The 16,512-nt window shown below is 71.6% G+C and carries 10 protein-coding genes; 1 reads left to right on the top strand and 9 read right to left on the bottom strand.

Features of this window, described 5'->3' with window-relative positions; translation table 11 throughout:
* Positions 1-62 precede the first annotated feature (62 nt).
* The 8 genes from OHB01_RS04860 to OHB01_RS04825 all read right to left on the bottom strand — a co-directional run bounded on the left by OHB01_RS04860 (position 63) and on the right by OHB01_RS04825 (position 13,770).
* The gene (locus OHB01_RS04860; protein WP_142650327.1) at positions 63-1,979 is read right to left on the bottom strand and encodes a helix-turn-helix domain-containing protein; all 1,917 of its coding nucleotides are present in this window, start codon (positions 1,977-1,979) and stop codon (positions 63-65) included.
* Positions 1,964-2,737: a 3-hydroxybutyrate dehydrogenase gene (locus tag OHB01_RS04855; RefSeq protein ID WP_142650328.1), complete on the bottom strand. Its 774-nt coding sequence runs from the start codon at positions 2,735-2,737 to the stop codon at positions 1,964-1,966. The genes OHB01_RS04860 and OHB01_RS04855 overlap by 16 nt, the downstream gene beginning before the upstream one ends.
* Positions 2,738-2,804: 67 nt before the next feature.
* Positions 2,805-4,196, bottom strand: coding sequence for a class II fumarate hydratase (locus tag OHB01_RS04850; protein ID WP_328854989.1), 1,392 nt, complete (start codon positions 4,194-4,196; stop codon positions 2,805-2,807).
* Positions 4,197-4,205: 9 nt separating this feature from the next.
* Positions 4,206-7,130 (bottom strand): hypothetical protein, encoded by a 2,925-nt coding sequence (locus OHB01_RS04845; protein WP_328854988.1) that lies wholly within the window; start codon positions 7,128-7,130, stop codon positions 4,206-4,208.
* 490 nt (positions 7,131-7,620) lie between these two features.
* The gene (locus OHB01_RS04840) at positions 7,621-9,171 is read right to left on the bottom strand and encodes a serine/threonine-protein kinase (protein ID WP_328854987.1); all 1,551 of its coding nucleotides are present in this window, start codon (positions 9,169-9,171) and stop codon (positions 7,621-7,623) included.
* A 42-nt stretch (positions 9,172-9,213) separates the two neighbouring features.
* Complete coding sequence (locus OHB01_RS04835) at positions 9,214-10,743, bottom strand: serine/threonine-protein kinase (RefSeq protein ID WP_328854986.1); 1,530 nt, start codon at positions 10,741-10,743, stop codon at positions 9,214-9,216.
* Positions 10,744-10,841: 98 nt separating this feature from the next.
* Positions 10,842-12,494, bottom strand: coding sequence for a fumarate hydratase (locus OHB01_RS04830; protein WP_142650333.1), 1,653 nt, complete (start codon positions 12,492-12,494; stop codon positions 10,842-10,844).
* Positions 12,495-12,792: 298 nt separating this feature from the next.
* Positions 12,793-13,770, bottom strand: coding sequence for a DMT family transporter (locus tag OHB01_RS04825; protein WP_328854985.1), 978 nt, complete (start codon positions 13,768-13,770; stop codon positions 12,793-12,795).
* Positions 13,771-13,836: 66 nt separating this feature from the next.
* Here OHB01_RS04825 and OHB01_RS04820 point away from each other — a divergent pair, with 66 nt between their 5' ends.
* Positions 13,837-15,258 carry a PLP-dependent aminotransferase family protein gene (locus OHB01_RS04820; RefSeq protein WP_328854984.1) on the top strand — a complete coding sequence of 474 codons (1,422 nt, stop codon included), beginning with the start codon at positions 13,837-13,839 and terminating at the stop codon, positions 15,256-15,258.
* On the opposite strand, the gene OHB01_RS04815 is transcribed toward OHB01_RS04820, so the two are convergent.
* Positions 15,248-16,501 (bottom strand): MFS transporter, encoded by a 1,254-nt coding sequence (locus OHB01_RS04815; RefSeq protein ID WP_147942575.1) that lies wholly within the window; start codon positions 16,499-16,501, stop codon positions 15,248-15,250. The genes OHB01_RS04820 and OHB01_RS04815 overlap by 11 nt on opposite strands.
* Positions 16,502-16,512 lie beyond the last annotated feature (11 nt).

Raw genomic sequence — 16,512 nt, 5'->3', positions numbered from 1 at the left:
GGGGGGTTCCGCACACGGTATGCAGTGACCGAGGTCACTCCTATGGGGCGCCGCCACACACCTCAGGCGTCCGGCATGTGGGTGCGCAGCCGGTGGAGCCGCAGGGCGAGCTGGATCTCCAGGGCCCGCTCCGGTTCCTGCCAGTCGTCGCCGAGCAGCTGCCCCACCCGGTCGAGCCGCTGGGTCACCGTGTTCACGTGGATGTGCAGGGCCTCGGCCGTACGCGACAGCGAGCCGCCCGTGCCGAAGTAGGCGTTGAGGGTCTTGACCAGGGCGGTTCCCCGGCGCGCGTCATAGTCGAGCACCGGCCCGAGCGCGCCCGCGAGGAAGCCGGACACCTCGCGCCGCTCGCCCACGAGCAGGCCGACGAAGCCCAGCTCCCCGGCGCTCGCGCCGTCACCCGTACGGCCCAGCGCGACCAGGGCCCCGGCGCAGCGGCGGGCCTCGGCGTAGGCGGACGCCACCGCCGTCGCCGGACCCGTGGCCATCGCGGCTCCCGCCGTCGCCGGGCGGCCGAGAGAGGCGCTCAGCTCCGCCGCGACGCGCCGGGCCAGCGCGCCCGGCCGGTCGCCGGGCAGCAGCAGCACGACCTCGTCGCCCCTGGTTGTGGCGAGGCCGTGCGCCAGCGTCGCCTGCGACGACGCCCAGAACGCGCCGCGCTCCCGCTGCCCGTCGTGCCGCGCCACGACCAGCACGTGCGGCGCGTCGAGATGGATGCCGAGCCGCCGCGCCCGGTCGTCCAGCCCGCGCAGCTCCGGCCGGGACACCAGGTCGTCGAGCAGCTCGCCGCGCACCCGCCCCTCCGCCTCGGCGACGCTGCGGCGGAACAGCAGCAGCAGCGCGGTGACGATCGCGGCGCGCTCCAGGATCCGCTGGTCGGTGTCGGACACCAGGTGGTCGGTCCGCAGCACCAGCGTGCACAGCGGCGCCGCCCCCACGTCCACCGACGCGACGTACGCGTCCCCCCGCTTGACCGTGCGGCCCAGCGCCCGCGACGACTGCGCGGCGTCGAAGACGCCCGTGTCGAGGTCGCGGGACTCGCCCACGAGGGGGCGGCCCTCGTCGTCCAGCACGGTCAGCCGGCCGCCCAGCACCTCGGTGACGACCGCCGCGACGTCCTCGACCCCGCCGCCGCGCAGCACGAGGCCGGTCATCCGGTCGTGCGCGTCCGCGGCCCGCTCGATCGACTCGCTGTGCGCCCTGATCAGCGTGTTCGCCTCGCTCAGCTCGCCCAGCGCGGCCCGGGTCTCCTGCAGCAGCCGGGCGGTGTCGATGGCCACGGCGGCGTGCGCCGCCAGCGAGCACAGCAGCGCCACCTCCTCCTGCGCGAACGGCCTGGCGCTGCGGTTGGCCGCGAACAGCACGCCGATGACCTGCGTGCCGAGTCGCAGCGGCACCCCGAGGATCGCCACCAGGCCCTCCTCGTGGACGGCCACGTCGATCGTGTTCGTGTGCCGGAACCTGGGGTCGGCGAAGTAGTCCGCCGTGTTGTACGGCGTGCCGCTCTGCGCCACCAGCCCGCCCAGCCCGGCGCCCATCGGCAGCCGCAGCCGCCGGAAGCTGGCCGAGATCGACCCGTCGGTCACCCGCATGTAGGTGTCGCCGCGCTCGGGGTCGTTCAGCGTCATGTACGCGATGTCGGTCGCGAGCAGCTGCCTGGATCGGTGCACGATGGCCTGGAGCACCGCGTCGAGGTCGCGCAGCCCGGCCAGGTCGCTGGCGGTGTCGAACAGCGCCGACAGCTCCGCCTCCCGCTTGGCCCGCCGGCGCAGCACGGCCCGCACCTGGAGCGCCGCGACCTTGGCCCGCTCCAGCTCCTCCAGCGTGGCCGAGTCGGCCCCGGCCGCCCTGGCCTGCAGGATCGGGCCCTCGAACTCGACCGCCGACGCCTCCCGGGCGAGCAGGTCGAGATAGGCGTGCGCGCCGCTCGCCGGAGCCGTCGCGTTCTTGGGAGACGATGTGGTCAGCGCGCGCTCCATCCTCCGTCGATGGGAATCGAGACGCCGGTGACGAACGATCCCTGCGGCCCGCACAGGTAGGCGACCAGCTCGGCCACCTCGTCCGGCTCGACCAGCCGCTTGATCGCCGCGGGGGCGAGCATGATCTGCTCGACCACATCGTCCTCGCTGATCCCGTGGGTGCGCGCCTGGTCGGCGATCTGGTTCTCCACCAGCGGCGTCCGGACGTACGCGGGATTGACGCAGTTGGAGGTCACGCCGTGGGCCGCCCCTTCGAGGGCGATCACCTTCGACAGGCCCTCCAGCGCGTGCTTGGCCGTCACGTAGGCCGCCTTGAACGGCGAGGCGCGCAGGCCGTGCACCGAGGAGATGTTGACGATGCGGCCCCACCCGCGCTCGTACATGCCGGGCAGCACGTCGCGCACGAGCAGGAACGGCGCCTCGACCATCACCCGCATGATCTTGTTGAAGATCTCGGGCGGGAACTCCTCGATCGGGGCCACGTGCTGGAACCCCGCGTTGTTCACGACGATGTCGGCGCGCAGGTGCGTGTGCGGCGAGGGCGGGAGCTGGCCCCGCCAGGCCACCAGGAACTCCGGATCGGACAGGTCGACGGCCACCGGCGTGCCGCCGATCTCGGCGGCCACCTTGCTCGCGGCCTCGGCGTTGATGTCGGCGACGACGACGTGCGCGCCCTCGGCGGCCAGGCGCCGGGCACACGCCCGTCCGATGCCGCTCCCCGCGCCGGTGACGAGGGCCGTACGTCCTTCAAGGCTCATGCTGCCTCACGATAGAAACCGCGCTCTTCCCGGCACATGGCGGACGACGACATAGATGCGCTCCCTCCTATGTGGGGCGGGTCATGGACAGCACGTCCAGCGCCCGGTCGAGCTGCTCCTCGGTCAGCGTGCCGTTCGCCACGTGGCCGCGCTCGATGACGACCTCCCGGATCGTCTTGCGCTCCTTCAACGCCTGCTTGGCGATCTTGGCTGCCTCCTCGTACCCCACGTACCGGTTGAGCGGGGTGACGATCGACGGCGACGACTCGGCGTACTCGCGCAGGCGCTCCACGTTGGCGGTGATCCCGCTGACGCACCGGTCGGCGAGCAGCCGCGACACGTTGGCCAGCAGCCGGATCGACTCCAGCACGTTGCGCGCCATCACCGGCAGCATCACGTTGAGCTCGAACGCCCCCGAGGCCCCGGCCATCGTGATCGCCGCGTCGTTGCCCACGACCTGCGCGGCCACCATCGTGACGGCCTCCGGGATCACCGGGTTGACCTTCCCCGGCATGATCGACGACCCCGGCTGCAGGTCGGGCAGGTTGATCTCGCCCAGCCCGGTGCGCGGGCCCGACCCCATCCAGCGCAGGTCGTTCGCGATCTTGTTGAGCGAGACGGCGATCACCTTGAGCATGCCCGACAGCTCGACCACGCCGTCACGCGCGCCCTGCGCCTCGAAGTGGTCCCTGGCCTCGGTGAACGGCAGGCCGGTCGTCCGGCTCAGCTCGGCGATCACCGCCTGCGCCCAGCCCGGTCCCGGCACGTTGACGCCGGTGCCCACGGCCGTGCCGCCCAGCGGCAGCTCGGCCAGGCGCGGCAGCGTCGCCTGGAGCCGTTCGAGCGCCAGCTCGATCTGGGTGGAGTAGCCGCCGAACTCCTGGCCGAGCGTGACCGGCGTCGCGTCCATCAGGTGGGTGCGGCCCGCCTTCACCACGTCGGCGAACTCCGTCGCCTTCTCCTCCAGCGCGGTCGCCAGGTGCTCCAGCGCGGGCGTCAGCTCGTGCACCACGGCGTACGTCGCGGCGACGTGGATGGACGACGGGAAGACGTCGTTGGACGACTGGGCGGCGTTGACGTGGTCGTTGGGGTGGACGGGCCGGCCGAGCCGCTCCTGCGCCAGCGTGGCGATGACCTCGTTCATGTTCATGTTGGACGAGGTGCCCGAGCCGGTCTGGAAGACGTCCACGGGGAACTGGTCGTCCCATTTGCCCTCGGCGACCTCCTCGGCCGCCTCCTGGATGGCCTGTGCCATGTCCTTGTCGATGACGCCGTACTCGGCGTTGACCTTCGCGCAGGCCGCCTTGATGCGGGCGAGCGCCGCGATGTGCGCCGGCTCAAGCCCCCGGCCGGACACCGGGAAGTTCTCCACCGCCCGCTGGGTCTGGGCCCGCCACTTCGCACGGGCGGGCACCCGGACCTCGCCCATGGAGTCGTGCTCGATGCGATATTCGTCCATGTCTCAGTCCTACAGCCTCTCGTCAATCGCATCGTTCCTGCCCGGATCCCCGCCCTCCGAACGGGCACTCTCATCCGCGGCCCCGCCTGTGACCTCCTCGGGCAGCTCTTCTCCCGTCACCTCCCGGAAGACCGTCGCGACCCCCTCCGGATCCGACCGGTAGGCCCTCCGCAGACCCCGAATGATCTCCTCGACTGTCCTCCGCACTTCTTCCGTGTGCCGCCACGCCTCGGCTAACGAGCTTGCTGCCGGCGAGAGATGACCTTGCTCGATGTGCCACTTCCATTCCCAGAGGTAGTCCGCCGTCAGCATTGGCCCTTCCGCCGCCCGGGCCAAGCTGTCGATCAGTGGGTGATAGAGGAAGTGTGCGGCGTCGAGTAACTGTTGGCCTAATCCCGTGTCCGGCCTCATCGTGAAACCGCCCACTCGCTGGTAGTTCTGGTAATTTTCGATGCCGACGTACCGGATGAGCGGGTCCGGGTCGCCGCCGTCGAACAGATCCCGTTCAACCTGAAAGCTCCTGTGCAGGCTGTCGAAGGTGAGCCCGCTCAACCGGGAGTGCCATAGGGAGGCCAGGCGATACCAGGCGCCAGCGGGGTAATCGTCGTGGGGGAATAGTCGGCTGGCCGCTATTCCGTCGGTGGTGAGAGAGGCGAGGATCACCAGATTGGCCGTGTAGTAGGCGTACCGGGTGACGAACGTCGACTTCTCCGGACGGTAGTCGGCGTAGCTGTGATCCGTTCGGGTCTCCGCGGTGTGTAGCAGGCGGACGAGCAGGTCGATGGTGGGCTCGCGATCGAGGGCAGGGAGTAGGTCGCGGAGGAATTTCACGATCGGCTGCCGCTCGGTCAGCACGGCGAACGACAGCAGCGCGTACAGCAGCCCGTCGTCGGGCTGTGGGCGGCCGAAGAACGGGTCGGTGGCGGCCCTCTCGCGGGCGACCATGCTCCGCAGCACGTCGCGCACCATCCGGGCGATCAGATACTCGCCGAAGGTGGCGTGCAGGAACTCGTACGTCTGGAGTTTGCCGCCGTCCCTCTCGGCGGACGCCTGGTGGACGAAGAAGAACTTCCCGATCACCCGGTCGGCTCGGGACAGGGGCGCCTGGAAGCTTGCGGTCTGGGCCGTCGGAGTCGGGAGCAGCGCGGCCAGGTCACTGTTGAGGTCGTCGGTGGAGACCCACTGTCTGCCACGGTTGAACATCGCGAACGCCGCGACGGCCAGCGTGCGCAGCTCCGTCTCCACGGCCTGGTCGATCTGCGCGTCCGGCAGGCCCGGCTGGTGTTTGCGCACCTCGCGGCGGGCGAAGCGGGTCAGCAGCCGCTCGTACAGTTCCGCCTGGCTGAGCCCGGTCTCGCCGCGTTGCAGGGCGTTGGCGTCGGCGTCGTACAGCGCGAGCATCAGCAGAAGCAGCGGCTGCGACGCCAGGTCACCATGTGCCAGGGCCGTCTCGGCCGGCAACGGTTTCAGTCCTTGAGTGGTGAAATAGTCCTGGTTCGCGGTGTTCCATACCGACAGCCAGCGGCGGACCTGCTCCTCCTTGAAGGGCTCCAGCCGGATCATCAGGCATCCCGGAGGGAAGCGCATCCGGTCGGCGACGGCCGTGCGCGTGGTCACGAGCACGACCAACGGGCGACCAAGCTCGGCTTCTCGACGTTGGAACTCGGCCACCTGGCTCAGGTAGTCGGAACGATGGACCCCGGTGGCCTGGAGCAGCTCGTCCAGCCCGTCGAGCATGACGACCGGCAGCGCGCCGCCCGCCGACCGCGCCAGCTCCGGCCAGCTCAGGTGCTCGCCGGTGGCATTCCGCACCGCCGATTCGATTTGCTCCTGGATCGTCCCGTCGGCCGGCACCTCCCGCAGCGGCACCCGCACCGGCAGGAAGTCACCGTCCGGCAGGCGACCGGCCAGGATCTTGGTGAGCACGGACTTCCCGGCGCCGGGCTGGCCCAGCACGACCAGCGGCATCGTGGTGGCCTCGGGCGAGGTGAAGTAGCGGGCGAGGAACCCGACGATGTCGTCGCTCTGCTCCGCCTTCGCCCACCACCACTCCGCGCTCGGATCGGTCCGCTCGCCGTACTCGGCCAGCCGGAAGTCCGGGTTCACGTACGCCTCGACGAGCGTGGGCATGCGCATGCCCGAGGGGACCTCACCCGACTGGGCGATGGGCCGGTGTAGGGCTGCTCGGTGCGCCAGGGACAGCGTATGCCGGTGCTCGGGTGTCCTGGTGTTGGCGGCGACCTCGGTGAGCAGCGCCTCCAGCTCGGCCAGGCCGGTCTCGACCCGCTGCCGAGAGATCATGTCCTGCCACAACGCGAACTCGGGAACATCCTGAGCCAGCCGCCGGTGAAGTTCCTCGTACTTTCGGCGCGCGGCCTCGGGCAGCTCCACCTCGATCGCCGTCTTCGCGCGTGCCCACTCGGTCGCGTCGAGACGGTCGCGTACGGCCAGTCCGGAGACGAACCCGGTCAGCGCCGCCGCGAGCGTGCGGTAATACTCGGTGATCGAGTCGAGCATGACGGCGTACGACTGATTGGCGCGCAGACCGGCCGGCTCGATCGTCATCAGGGTGTGGATGAACGAGCCTGGTTGCGGGCCGGCTCCGGACAGCGCCGCCTGCTCGTCCCGGTCGAGGCGGAGTTCCTTCGGATCGAACGGCAGCGGCAACTCGTCCAGGGCCTCGAAGAACGCCGCCACGACGAGGACGGCCTGGGCCGCCTCCAGCCGGGCCGTACGGTCGTACCGGTTCAGGCCCGTCACACGGTCGCGGAGCTTGCCGGTCGCCTCTCCCGCCAGCCGTACCGCCTCGTCTTTGACGTCGAGCAAGGACAACCCCGGCACAGCCCCGGCGAGGGTGCCGGTGAGGATCTTCGCGACCGTGCTCTCCTGCCCGAGCAGTTTGACCGCGTCGGCGTAGCTGATCCCTTTGCGCACCGGTCACTCCAGGGGGACACCGAAGGTATTCGTGACCTTGCTAGCAGTGTCCGGACATCCGGCGCAACACTCGCCAGTCCCCCTCCACGGTTCGACGGGGGCGAGGGAGCGGAGCGGAAGGGAGTGAGGACCGCAGCGAAGGCCCAGCGGAGCGGGCTTCGCGAGGACCGGAGGTTCCTTCCGGCGCAGTGACCGACCAGGCCAGAGCTCGCCTCACCCGGTCGGCGGTTTCCGGGCGCTGAACGCGGTGATCGGCCGGGCCAGGGCTCGGGTCACCTGGTCGGTGGCGTCCGGGCGCTCAGCGCAGGACCCGGCCGGGTCGGGGCTCGGGTCACGTGGTCGGCGGTATCCGGGCGCTCAACAGCACTGACAGACCGGGCCAGGGCTCGGGTCGCCTAGTTGGTGGCGTCTGGATGCTCAAGAGCACTGACAGGCCGGGCCACAGCTCGTGGACATCTGGCCGACGGTGCCCGGAGGTCCGGGGCGACGATCACTTCGCGAAGATGAAGACGCCCAGGAGGATCAGCGCGAGGACGCCGAAGAGCGCGACTCCCATCGTCACGAGCACCCGGACCTGCGTCTTGGCGTCCGGGCCGGAGGGACTCTGCATCGCGAACAGGTCCGTGCCCAGGCTGGGCGGCTTCCCCGGAACCCCATCCCCCGGCGGTAAGGCCCCATGTGGCACGCCTCCGGGCGGCATGGCACCGGGCGGCATGGCCCCGGGCGGGAAAGCGCCAGGCTGCGGGCCAGGGTGAGGCCCTGGCATTGGCGCCGGGCCATTGCCGAAGCTGCTCCCGAAGCTGTTCCCTGAGCCGGGGCCGGGCGGCGGGGGCGTCATGGGTCCAGAGCCGGGCAGCCTGCCGGGCACCGTGGTGCTGTGCCTGTCCCCGCCCCCGGAAGCGCTCCCCGAAGCGCTCCCGGAAGTGCCCCCGGAATAGGCCCCCGAAGCGGCCTCCGAAACGCGCTCGGGGGCGTGCTCGGGCCTGCCGACGGGCTTGGCTGCGGTGTTGCCTGTGGTGCCGTTCCTGGCGCCGCCCGGAGGCGGGGCGGGGAGGCGGGGGGCCGCCGTGGGGCGGGGGACGACCATTGTGCGGTTAGCGTCGTCATCGTCGTCCTCGGGCACGTTGCCCCCGGCCGGCCGGGCGGCCGAGGCGTTGCCGTCCGGACGCGCCGTCGCGTCGCGTGCGGGTGCCGGGGGGACGGCGGGAATGGAGCCCGTAGGGGTGTCGGCGATCAGGCGGAGCATCGCGGCGGCGCGCTCAGGGGTGAGGCGCGCGGTGTGGTCCTTCACGAGCAGCCCGTCGAGGACCGGCCGCAGGGCGCCGGCCTGCGCGGGCGGGTCGGCCTCCTCCGTCATCAGGGCGGCCAGCGTCTCGCCGACGGTCGCGCGTTCATAGGCCGGGCGTCCCTCGACGGCGAAGTAGAGCGTCGCGCCGAGTGACCACAGGTCGGACTCGGGGCCGGTGTATTCGCCCCGGGCTCGCTCCGGGGCGGTGTATCCGGGCGAGCCGATCACCATGCCGGTCTGGGTGAGCGCGTGGTCGCCGAGCGCCTTGGCGATGCCGAAGTCGGTCAGCACGACTCGGCCCGTCTCGGTCAGCAGCACGTTCGCGGGCTTGACGTCGCGGTGCAGGATGTCCTGGGCGTGGGCGGCGCGGAGCGCGCCGAGCAGGTCGTAGCCGATCTCCGCGACCAGACGCGGCGGCAGCGGGCCCTCTTCGTCGATCACCTGTTCCAGCGAGCGCCCCTCGACGAGCTCCATGATGATCCACGGGATGCCGTCGGACACGATGACGTCGTGGATGGTGGCGACGGAGGGATGGCTGACGCGCGCGGCCATGCGGCCCTCGCGCATCATGCGTTCGCGCAGCTCCTGCCGTTGCCGGGGGCTGAGCGAGGGGTCCTGGCGGATCTCCTTGACCGCGATCTCCCGGCCCAGCGACCGGTCGTACGCTCGCCAGACGGTGCCCATGGTCCCCCGTCCGATGCGGGTGCGCAGCTCATAGCGGTCGGCGAGTGGCCCAGGGTGCTGTTCCGGCATATCTAGAAAGATAGCGATTCTGCCTTGGAAATCGCTTTCTGGTTACTTGATGAAGATTCGCGGCCAATACCGGCGGGGGAGCAGCAGCTTGATCATTTTTGCCACGTGCCGCATCATCGGACTGCGCACGACCTGGTGGAAGGCGGGCTCGGACGGCTTGCGGTGCAGGCCCTCGCTCGGCCGCCGCCGCTGGGACGGCACGGACGGCGCCTCCCGCGAGTAGCCGTAGTCACGCGGATAACCGCGCTGGTGCGGCTGCCCGGACTGCTGGTGAGGGCCGCTGTACGCGCCCCCGTGTGAGCCCCCATAGAAACCGCCGTGCGGACCGCTGTGCGAGCCCCCGTGTGAGCCCCCATGTGAGCCGCCGTACGGGCCGCCGTACGGGCCGCTGTGGGACCCGGTGGATCCGCTGTGCCGGAGCTGACCGCTCTGACCGAACTGGCCGTACTGTCCGGACTGCCCGTGCGGGCCGTGCAGGTCGTACCGCCCCGAGGCGTACGGATCGTACGCCTGCGGCTGCACGTGCTCCCCGGGCCGGTGCGGCTGGCCGTACGGCCACTGCTGGCGGTGGGGCCCGGAGTCGCGGTCGCGCGGGGTGACCTTGGGCGCGGGGCGCGACTCGGCCCGGTGCTGTCCCCGCTGGCTGCGCTGCGGCGGCTTGCGGGTCTCGGGGGCGGTGGGCTGCGGGGCGGTGGGCGGCGGCGTGGGCCGGCCGGTGCGGAACGGGGAGGCGAAGGGGTCGTCGGCCGTGCCTCCGGCCGCGATCCTGGACAGGGCGTGGGCCGCGCGGACTCCGTCGAGCCGGGCCGCGGGGTCGATCTGGAGCAGGCCGCGCAGGACAGGGGCGAGCGGGCCCGCCTTGTCCATGGGGATCGGAGCGCCGCTGGTCAGCGCCGCGAGCGCGGCCGCCGCCGTACGGCGGCCGTGCAGGCCGCGGCCTTCGACGGCGGTGTAGAGGGTGGCGCCCAGCGACCACAGGTCGGCCGCCGGGCTCGCCTTGTCGCCGAGGACGCGTTCCGGGGCGATGTATCCGGCGGAGCCGAGGACGATCCCGGCCTGGGTGATGGAGGCGTCGCCCTCCAGGGCGGCCAGCCCGAAGTCGGTCAGCACCGCCCGGTCGTCGTCGGTCACCAGCACGTTGCTGGGCTTCACGTCGCGGTGCAGGATGCCCTTGGCGTGGACGGCGCGCAGCGCGCCGAGCACCTGCCGGCCGATGTCGGCCACCCGGCGCGGCGGCAGCGGGCCCTCCTGGCGGATGAGCTCCTCCAGCGACCGCGCCCTGAGCAGCTCCATCACGATCCAGGGGCGGTCGTCCTCGGTGATGACGTCGAAGACCGTGATGACCGAGGGATGGGCGACCATGGCGGTCGCCCGGCCCTCGCGTTCGGTGCGCGCGCACAGCTCCGCCCGCAGCTCCTCGTCGAGGACCAGCGGGAGCCGCACCTCCTTGACAGCCACTTCGCGGTCGAGCAGCTCGTCACGCGCGCGCCACACAGTGCCCATCCCGCCGCGCCCGACCGGCTCGATCAGCCGATAGCGCGCGGCTAGCAAGTATCCGGACGGCGCACGCATGGGTGGCAGCTTACCGATTTGTGTAGTGCGACCTGTAGAGACCATGCCGGGAAATTGTTGAGATCTTCTGTCAAAGATCCTGACAACCTCCCCGCAGATCAGCGCCTTCCGATGGTAAGGACGGGACCGGTGGTGTCGGCGAAGAAATCGTCACCCTTGTCGTCGACGACGATGAAGGCGGGGAAGTCCACGACTTCGATCTTCCAGACCGCCTCCATTCCCAGCTCCGGATATTCCAGGACCTCGACCTTCTTGATGCAGTCCTGGGCGAGCCGGGCGGCCGGGCCGCCGATCGAGCCGAGATAGAAGCCGCCGTACTTCTGGCACGCCTCGGTCACCTGCTTCGACCGGTTGCCCTTGGCCAGCATCACCATCGAGCCGCCCGCGGCCTGGAAGCGTTCGACGTACGAGTCCATCCGCCCGGCGGTGGTGGGGCCGAAGGAGCCGGACGCGTAGCCCTCGGGGGTCTTGGCCGGGCCGGCGTAGTAGACGGCGTGGTCCTTCATGTACTGCGGCATGTCCTCGCCGGCGTCGAGCCGCTCGGCGATCTTCGCGTGGGCGATGTCGCGGGCCACGACGAGGGGGCCGGTGAGCGACAGCCGGGTCTTCACCGGATACTTGCTCAGCTCGGCGAGGATCTCCGGCATCGGGCGGTTGAGGTCGATGCTGACGACGTCGCCGCCGAGGTGCTCGTCGGTCGTGTCCGGCAGGAAGCGGGCGGGGTCGGTCTCCAGCTGTTCGAGGAAGACGCCCTCCGGCGTGATCTTCGCGAGCGCCTGCCGGTCGGCGCTGCAGCTCACCGCGATGGCGACCGGGCACGACGCGCCGTGCCTGGGCAGCCGGATGACGCGTACGTCGTGGCAGAAGTACTTGCCGCCGAACTGCGCGCCGATGCCCAGCTTCTGGGTCAGCTCGAAGACCTTCTTCTCCATCTCCAGGTCGCGGAAGCCGTGCCCGCTCGGGGAGCCCTCGGTGGGGATGGAGTCGAGATAGCGGGCCGAGGCGTACTTCGCGGTCTTCAGGGCGTACTCCGCGCTGGTGCCGCCCACGACGATCGCCAGGTGGTACGGCGGGCAGGCGGCGGTGCCGAGCGAGCGGATCTTCTCCTCCAGGAAGGCGAGCATGCGCTTCTCGTTGAGCACCGCCTTGGTCTCCTGGTAGAGGAACGACTTGTTGGCCGAGCCGCCGCCCTTGGCCATGAACAGGAACTTGTACTCGTCCGGGTGGCCGTTGGGGTCCTCGGCGTACAGCTCGATCTGGGCCGGCAGGTTGGAGCCGGTGTTCTTCTCGTCCCACATGGTCAGCGGGGCCATCTGCGAGTAGCGCAGGTTGAGCTTGGTGTAGGCGTCGTAGACGCCGCGGCTGAGGTGCTCGGCGTCGCGCCCGTCGGTCAGCACGTGCCTGCCGCGCTTGCCCATGACGATCGCGGTGCCGGTGTCCTGGCACATCGGCAGCACGCCGCCGGCCGAGATGCTCGCGTTCTTGAGCAGGTCGAGGGCGACGAAGCGGTCGTTGCCGCTCGACTCGGGGTCATCGACGATCTTGCGGAGCTGGGCCAGGTGGGAGGCCCGCAGGTAGTGCGAGATGTCGTGGATCGCGGTCTCGGTGAGCAGCCGCAGGGCCTCCGGCTCGACCTCCAGGAACCTGCGCCCGGCGGCCTCGGTGACCCGCACCCCCTCGCTGGTGATCAGGCGGTACTCCGTCTCGTCCGGTCCAAGCGGGAGCAGGTCGGTGTAGTCGAACTCCGGCATCGTCCTCGGTTCCTCGTGGTCTGCCTGGTCGGGCGTGCCCGCCCCGCGAGCCGCCCATGGTCTTTGCACAGCGTACGGCTCGCGGGCGATGGTCATCATGCCCGGGCCATGCGTCCGTTTTGAACAACTTCAAACCGGATATTCGATCATAAATGGGGATAAATAACACAGAGGACAGAGAGAGGAGGGGCCATGCATGGCGAAGTATGGGTCATGGTCGTCTTCGCGATCGGCATTCTCGTGGGCCTGGCGGTGTCGCTGCTGACGCTCGTGTTGCGGCAGGTGAAGGAGGGCGAGATCACCTGGTGGACCCCTCCCGGGAGGCGGCGGACGCCGAGCGAGGAGCCGCCGCCGGCCGAGCGGGGCCCCGAGCAGACCGAGGAGACCGAGCACGCCGAGCGCGCCGAGCGCGCCGAGCACCCCGAGCGGGTGACCGGAGCCCGAGGGCGATCCCGCTGATCACGAGGGCCGCTCCGGCCAGGTCGGCCGCAGAAGGGACGGCGATCCCCAGCAGGGCGGCCGTCGTGAGCGCCCCGACGGGAACCACCCCGGCGAACAGCCCGGCCCGGTCCGGGCCCAGGTGAGGCAGTGAGCGATACCACAGGAAGAACGCCACGGTCGTCACCACCAGCGCGAGGTAGGCGAGACCACCCGCCTCCGCGGCGGTCGGGACGCGCAGCATGTCACGGCCGTCCAGGACGAGGCCGGTGACCAGCAGGAACGGCACCGACAGCGCGGCCGTCCACGCCGACAGCCTGAGAGGGCCGATCAGCGGCAGCAGCGGCAGCGCCAGCAGCGAGAAGCACAGCTCGCAGACCAGGGCGCCCAGCGACCACAGCAGCCCGGGCAGGTTCCCGCTGCCGGCGCCGGTCGCCAGGGTGGCCCCGGCGGCCACCACCAGACCCGCGGCCACGACGCGCGGGGAGGGCCGGGCGCCGGTGAAGATCGGGCCCACCAGTGCGAGCGCCAGCGGCACCGTGCCGAGGACGATGCCGGGCAGCGCGGGCCCGGCCGCGCGGTTCGCCTCGACCACGCAGAGGTTGAACAGCAGGAGCCCCGTCAGGGCTATCGCGACGAGCAACCCCCACTGACGCGGGCGGAGCCGTACGTGGCCGAGCCCGCGCGCCCGGGCGACGGCGAGCATGACCACGGCGGCGAGGGCGTAGCGGACCGCCTGCCCTCCATAGACCGGATAGTCCTCGATGACGCCGGAGACCGCCGCCAACGTCCCCACGAGGAACATCGCACCCGCGGCTCCGGCCACATGAGTGTTCATGCGAGGGATGCTAGGGACGGCTTGGTCCTTACTGCTGGTCCAATCGGCCGCCGTTAGAGTGGACCAATGGCCGATCTTCATCTCGTGGTCGACAGGGCCGCGGGCGGGCTCGCCGGGCAGATCGCCCGCGAGCTGCGCGAGGCGGTCCGGTCCGGGCGGCTCGTCCCCGGCGCCCGTCTTCCCGCGACCCGCGACCTCGCCCGCGATCTCGGCCTGTCGCGCGGCGTCGTGGTCGAGGCGTACGAGCAGCTCGTGGCCGAGGGGCTGCTCGAATCGAGAACGGGCGCGGGCACGAGGGTCGCGGCCAGGGTCGGGGCAGGCGTGGCGGCAGGGCTGGCGGCGGGGGCCGGGCGGCAGGCCGCCCCCGAGCGGCAGGGAGACCGGCGGGAGGCCGGTCGGCCCCACTATGACCATCGGCCCACGTCGCCGGACCTCGGCCTGTTTCCCCGGCAGGCATGGCTGGCCGCCGTCCGGCACGTGCTGGCCACGCTGCCCAACGACGGGCTCGACTACGGCGACCCCGGCGGCGTGCCGGCCCTGCGCCGCGAGCTCGCCGCGTACCTCGGCCGGGTGCGCGCGGCCGACGCCTCACCGGACGATCTGGTGATCATGACAGGGGTGGCCCAGGGGATCAGCCTCGTCGTCGAGGCCCTGGTGCGCGACCGGGGCAGGCGCGTCGTGCTGGCCGTGGAAGACCCGACGAGCACGCGCATGCTTCCGCTGCTCCGGCGGGCCGGGGCGGAGATCGTCCCCGTGCCCGTCGACCATGAGGGGATCGTCGTCGCGGCCCTGCCGGACGACGCCGACGCCGTGATGGTCACCCCCGCGCACCAGTACCCGACCGGCGTCGTGCTGTCCCCGGCCCGCCGCGCCGCGCTGGTCGAGTGGGCGGCCGACACGGGCGCCCTCGTGCTCGAAGACGACTACGACGCCGAGTTCCGCTTCGACCGCGACCCTGTCGGATGCCTGCAGGGCCTCGCGCCCGACCGGGTCGTGCTCGCCGGCAGCGTGAGCAAGGCCCTCGCCCCGGGGCTGCGGCTCGGCTGGATCGCGGCGCCCCCGCACGTCGCCCGTGCCGTACGGCTCGCGCGCGGCGAGTCCGACCTCGGCTCGCCGGTCGTCGACCAGTACGTGTTCGCCCACCTGATCGAGGGCGGGACGTACGACCGGCACCTGCGCCGGGTGCGCAGGGAATATCGGCGGCGCAGGGACGCCCTCGTCGGAGCGCTGGCCGAGCACCTGCCCGGGATGACCGTGCGCGGCATCTCGGCCGGGCTGCACCTCTATGCCGAGGTCAATGCCGAGGGCGGGGGTGATCCGGGCGGCCTCGCCGAGGCCGCCCGGGCCGCGGGCCTGACCACGGAGGTCGTCACCTCGGCGCACGGATCGCCGGGGCTGGTGATCGGCTTCGCCCGCCTGCCCGCCCACCGTGTCGCCGAGGCCGTACGCGTCCTGGCGAAGAACGCCGGAGGGGGCGTCAGGGAGTGACGACGGTGGTCGTGGCGGCCGGTTCGGCCTTGCGCGGCTGGAAGCCGCGTGCGAGCAGGATGATCGCGGCGGCGAGGACGAGCGGCGCGCCGAAGGCGACCCGATAGCCGGAGGCGTCGGCGAGGCCGCCGACGAGCGCGGCTCCGACGATGAACCCGACGTAGTTGAACATGTTGACGCGGGCGATCGCCACGCCCGTGCCCGCGGGGTCGAGGCGGCCGGCCGCGGAGAACGACTGCGGGGCGACGACGGACAGGCCGATCCCGGTGAGGGCGAAGCCCGCGATCGCCAGCGGCACGGTCGGCGCGGCCACGATCGCGACGAAGCCCAGCGTCGCGACGGTGCCTCCGGCGCGCACGATGGCGGCCGGGCCCCAACGGCGCACCGCGAAGTCGCCGCCGACCCGCACCAGGAACGTGGTGAGCTGGTAGGCACCCAGGGCCAGCGGGATCACGGTCGCCGAGGCGTGCACGACCTTGTCCATGAAGACGGTGCCGAAGTTGGAGACCGACGAGTCGCCGACGTAGAGGAACGCCATCGCGAGGCACAGGGGGATGATCGGCCGCCACGCGACGCCGGCCGGCTTGGCCGCGTTCGCGGTCTGGTCTGTGGTCTTGGCGGGGGCCGGGGCCGCGCGGTGCTCCTCCTCCGGCCGGTAGAGCCAGAGCGACGCGAGGACGGAGACGGCGGCGGCCGGCACGAGGGCGATGGCGAACGTGACGGGCAGGCCGAGATCGAGGGTGGCCGCCGCGGAGGCCCACACCGAGCCGATGACCGCCGCCACGCTCCACAGCGCGTGGAATCCGGTGAGCACCGCCCGGCCATACTCACGTTCGACCGCGACACCCTGCATGTTCATGCCCGCGTCCACCCCGCCGAGGCCGAGGCCGAACAGGATGTTGGCCGCCACCAGCATGGGGACGTTGGGGGCGAGGCCCGCGAGCACGACGGCGGCGCAGGCGACCGGCTGCACCACGCGCAGGATCAGGCGGCTGCCCCATCGCGACGCGGCGGCGCCGGCGAGCGCGCTCCCGGCCCCCGCGATGACCGGGACGACGAGGAGCAGGATGGTCAGCTCGCCGTCGGTCAGGCCGTGCTTCTTCTGCAGCGCCGCCACCTGGGTGAGCAGCGTGGCGAAGGTGAGGCCCTGGACGAAGAACACCGCGAAGGTGGCGAGCCGCGCCTGCCGGTCGCGGGGAGCGGGGGCCGTGCCCCGCGCCGACGCCGTGTCCTCTACTGGCATCGTGGGCCTCC

The sequence above is a fragment of the Microbispora hainanensis genome, assembly GCF_036186745.1.
In the GTDB taxonomy this organism is placed as follows: domain Bacteria; phylum Actinomycetota; class Actinomycetes; order Streptosporangiales; family Streptosporangiaceae; genus Microbispora.
The sequence above is the reverse complement of the archived record's forward strand: the minus strand, read 5'-3'. Positions and strand labels throughout refer to the sequence as shown.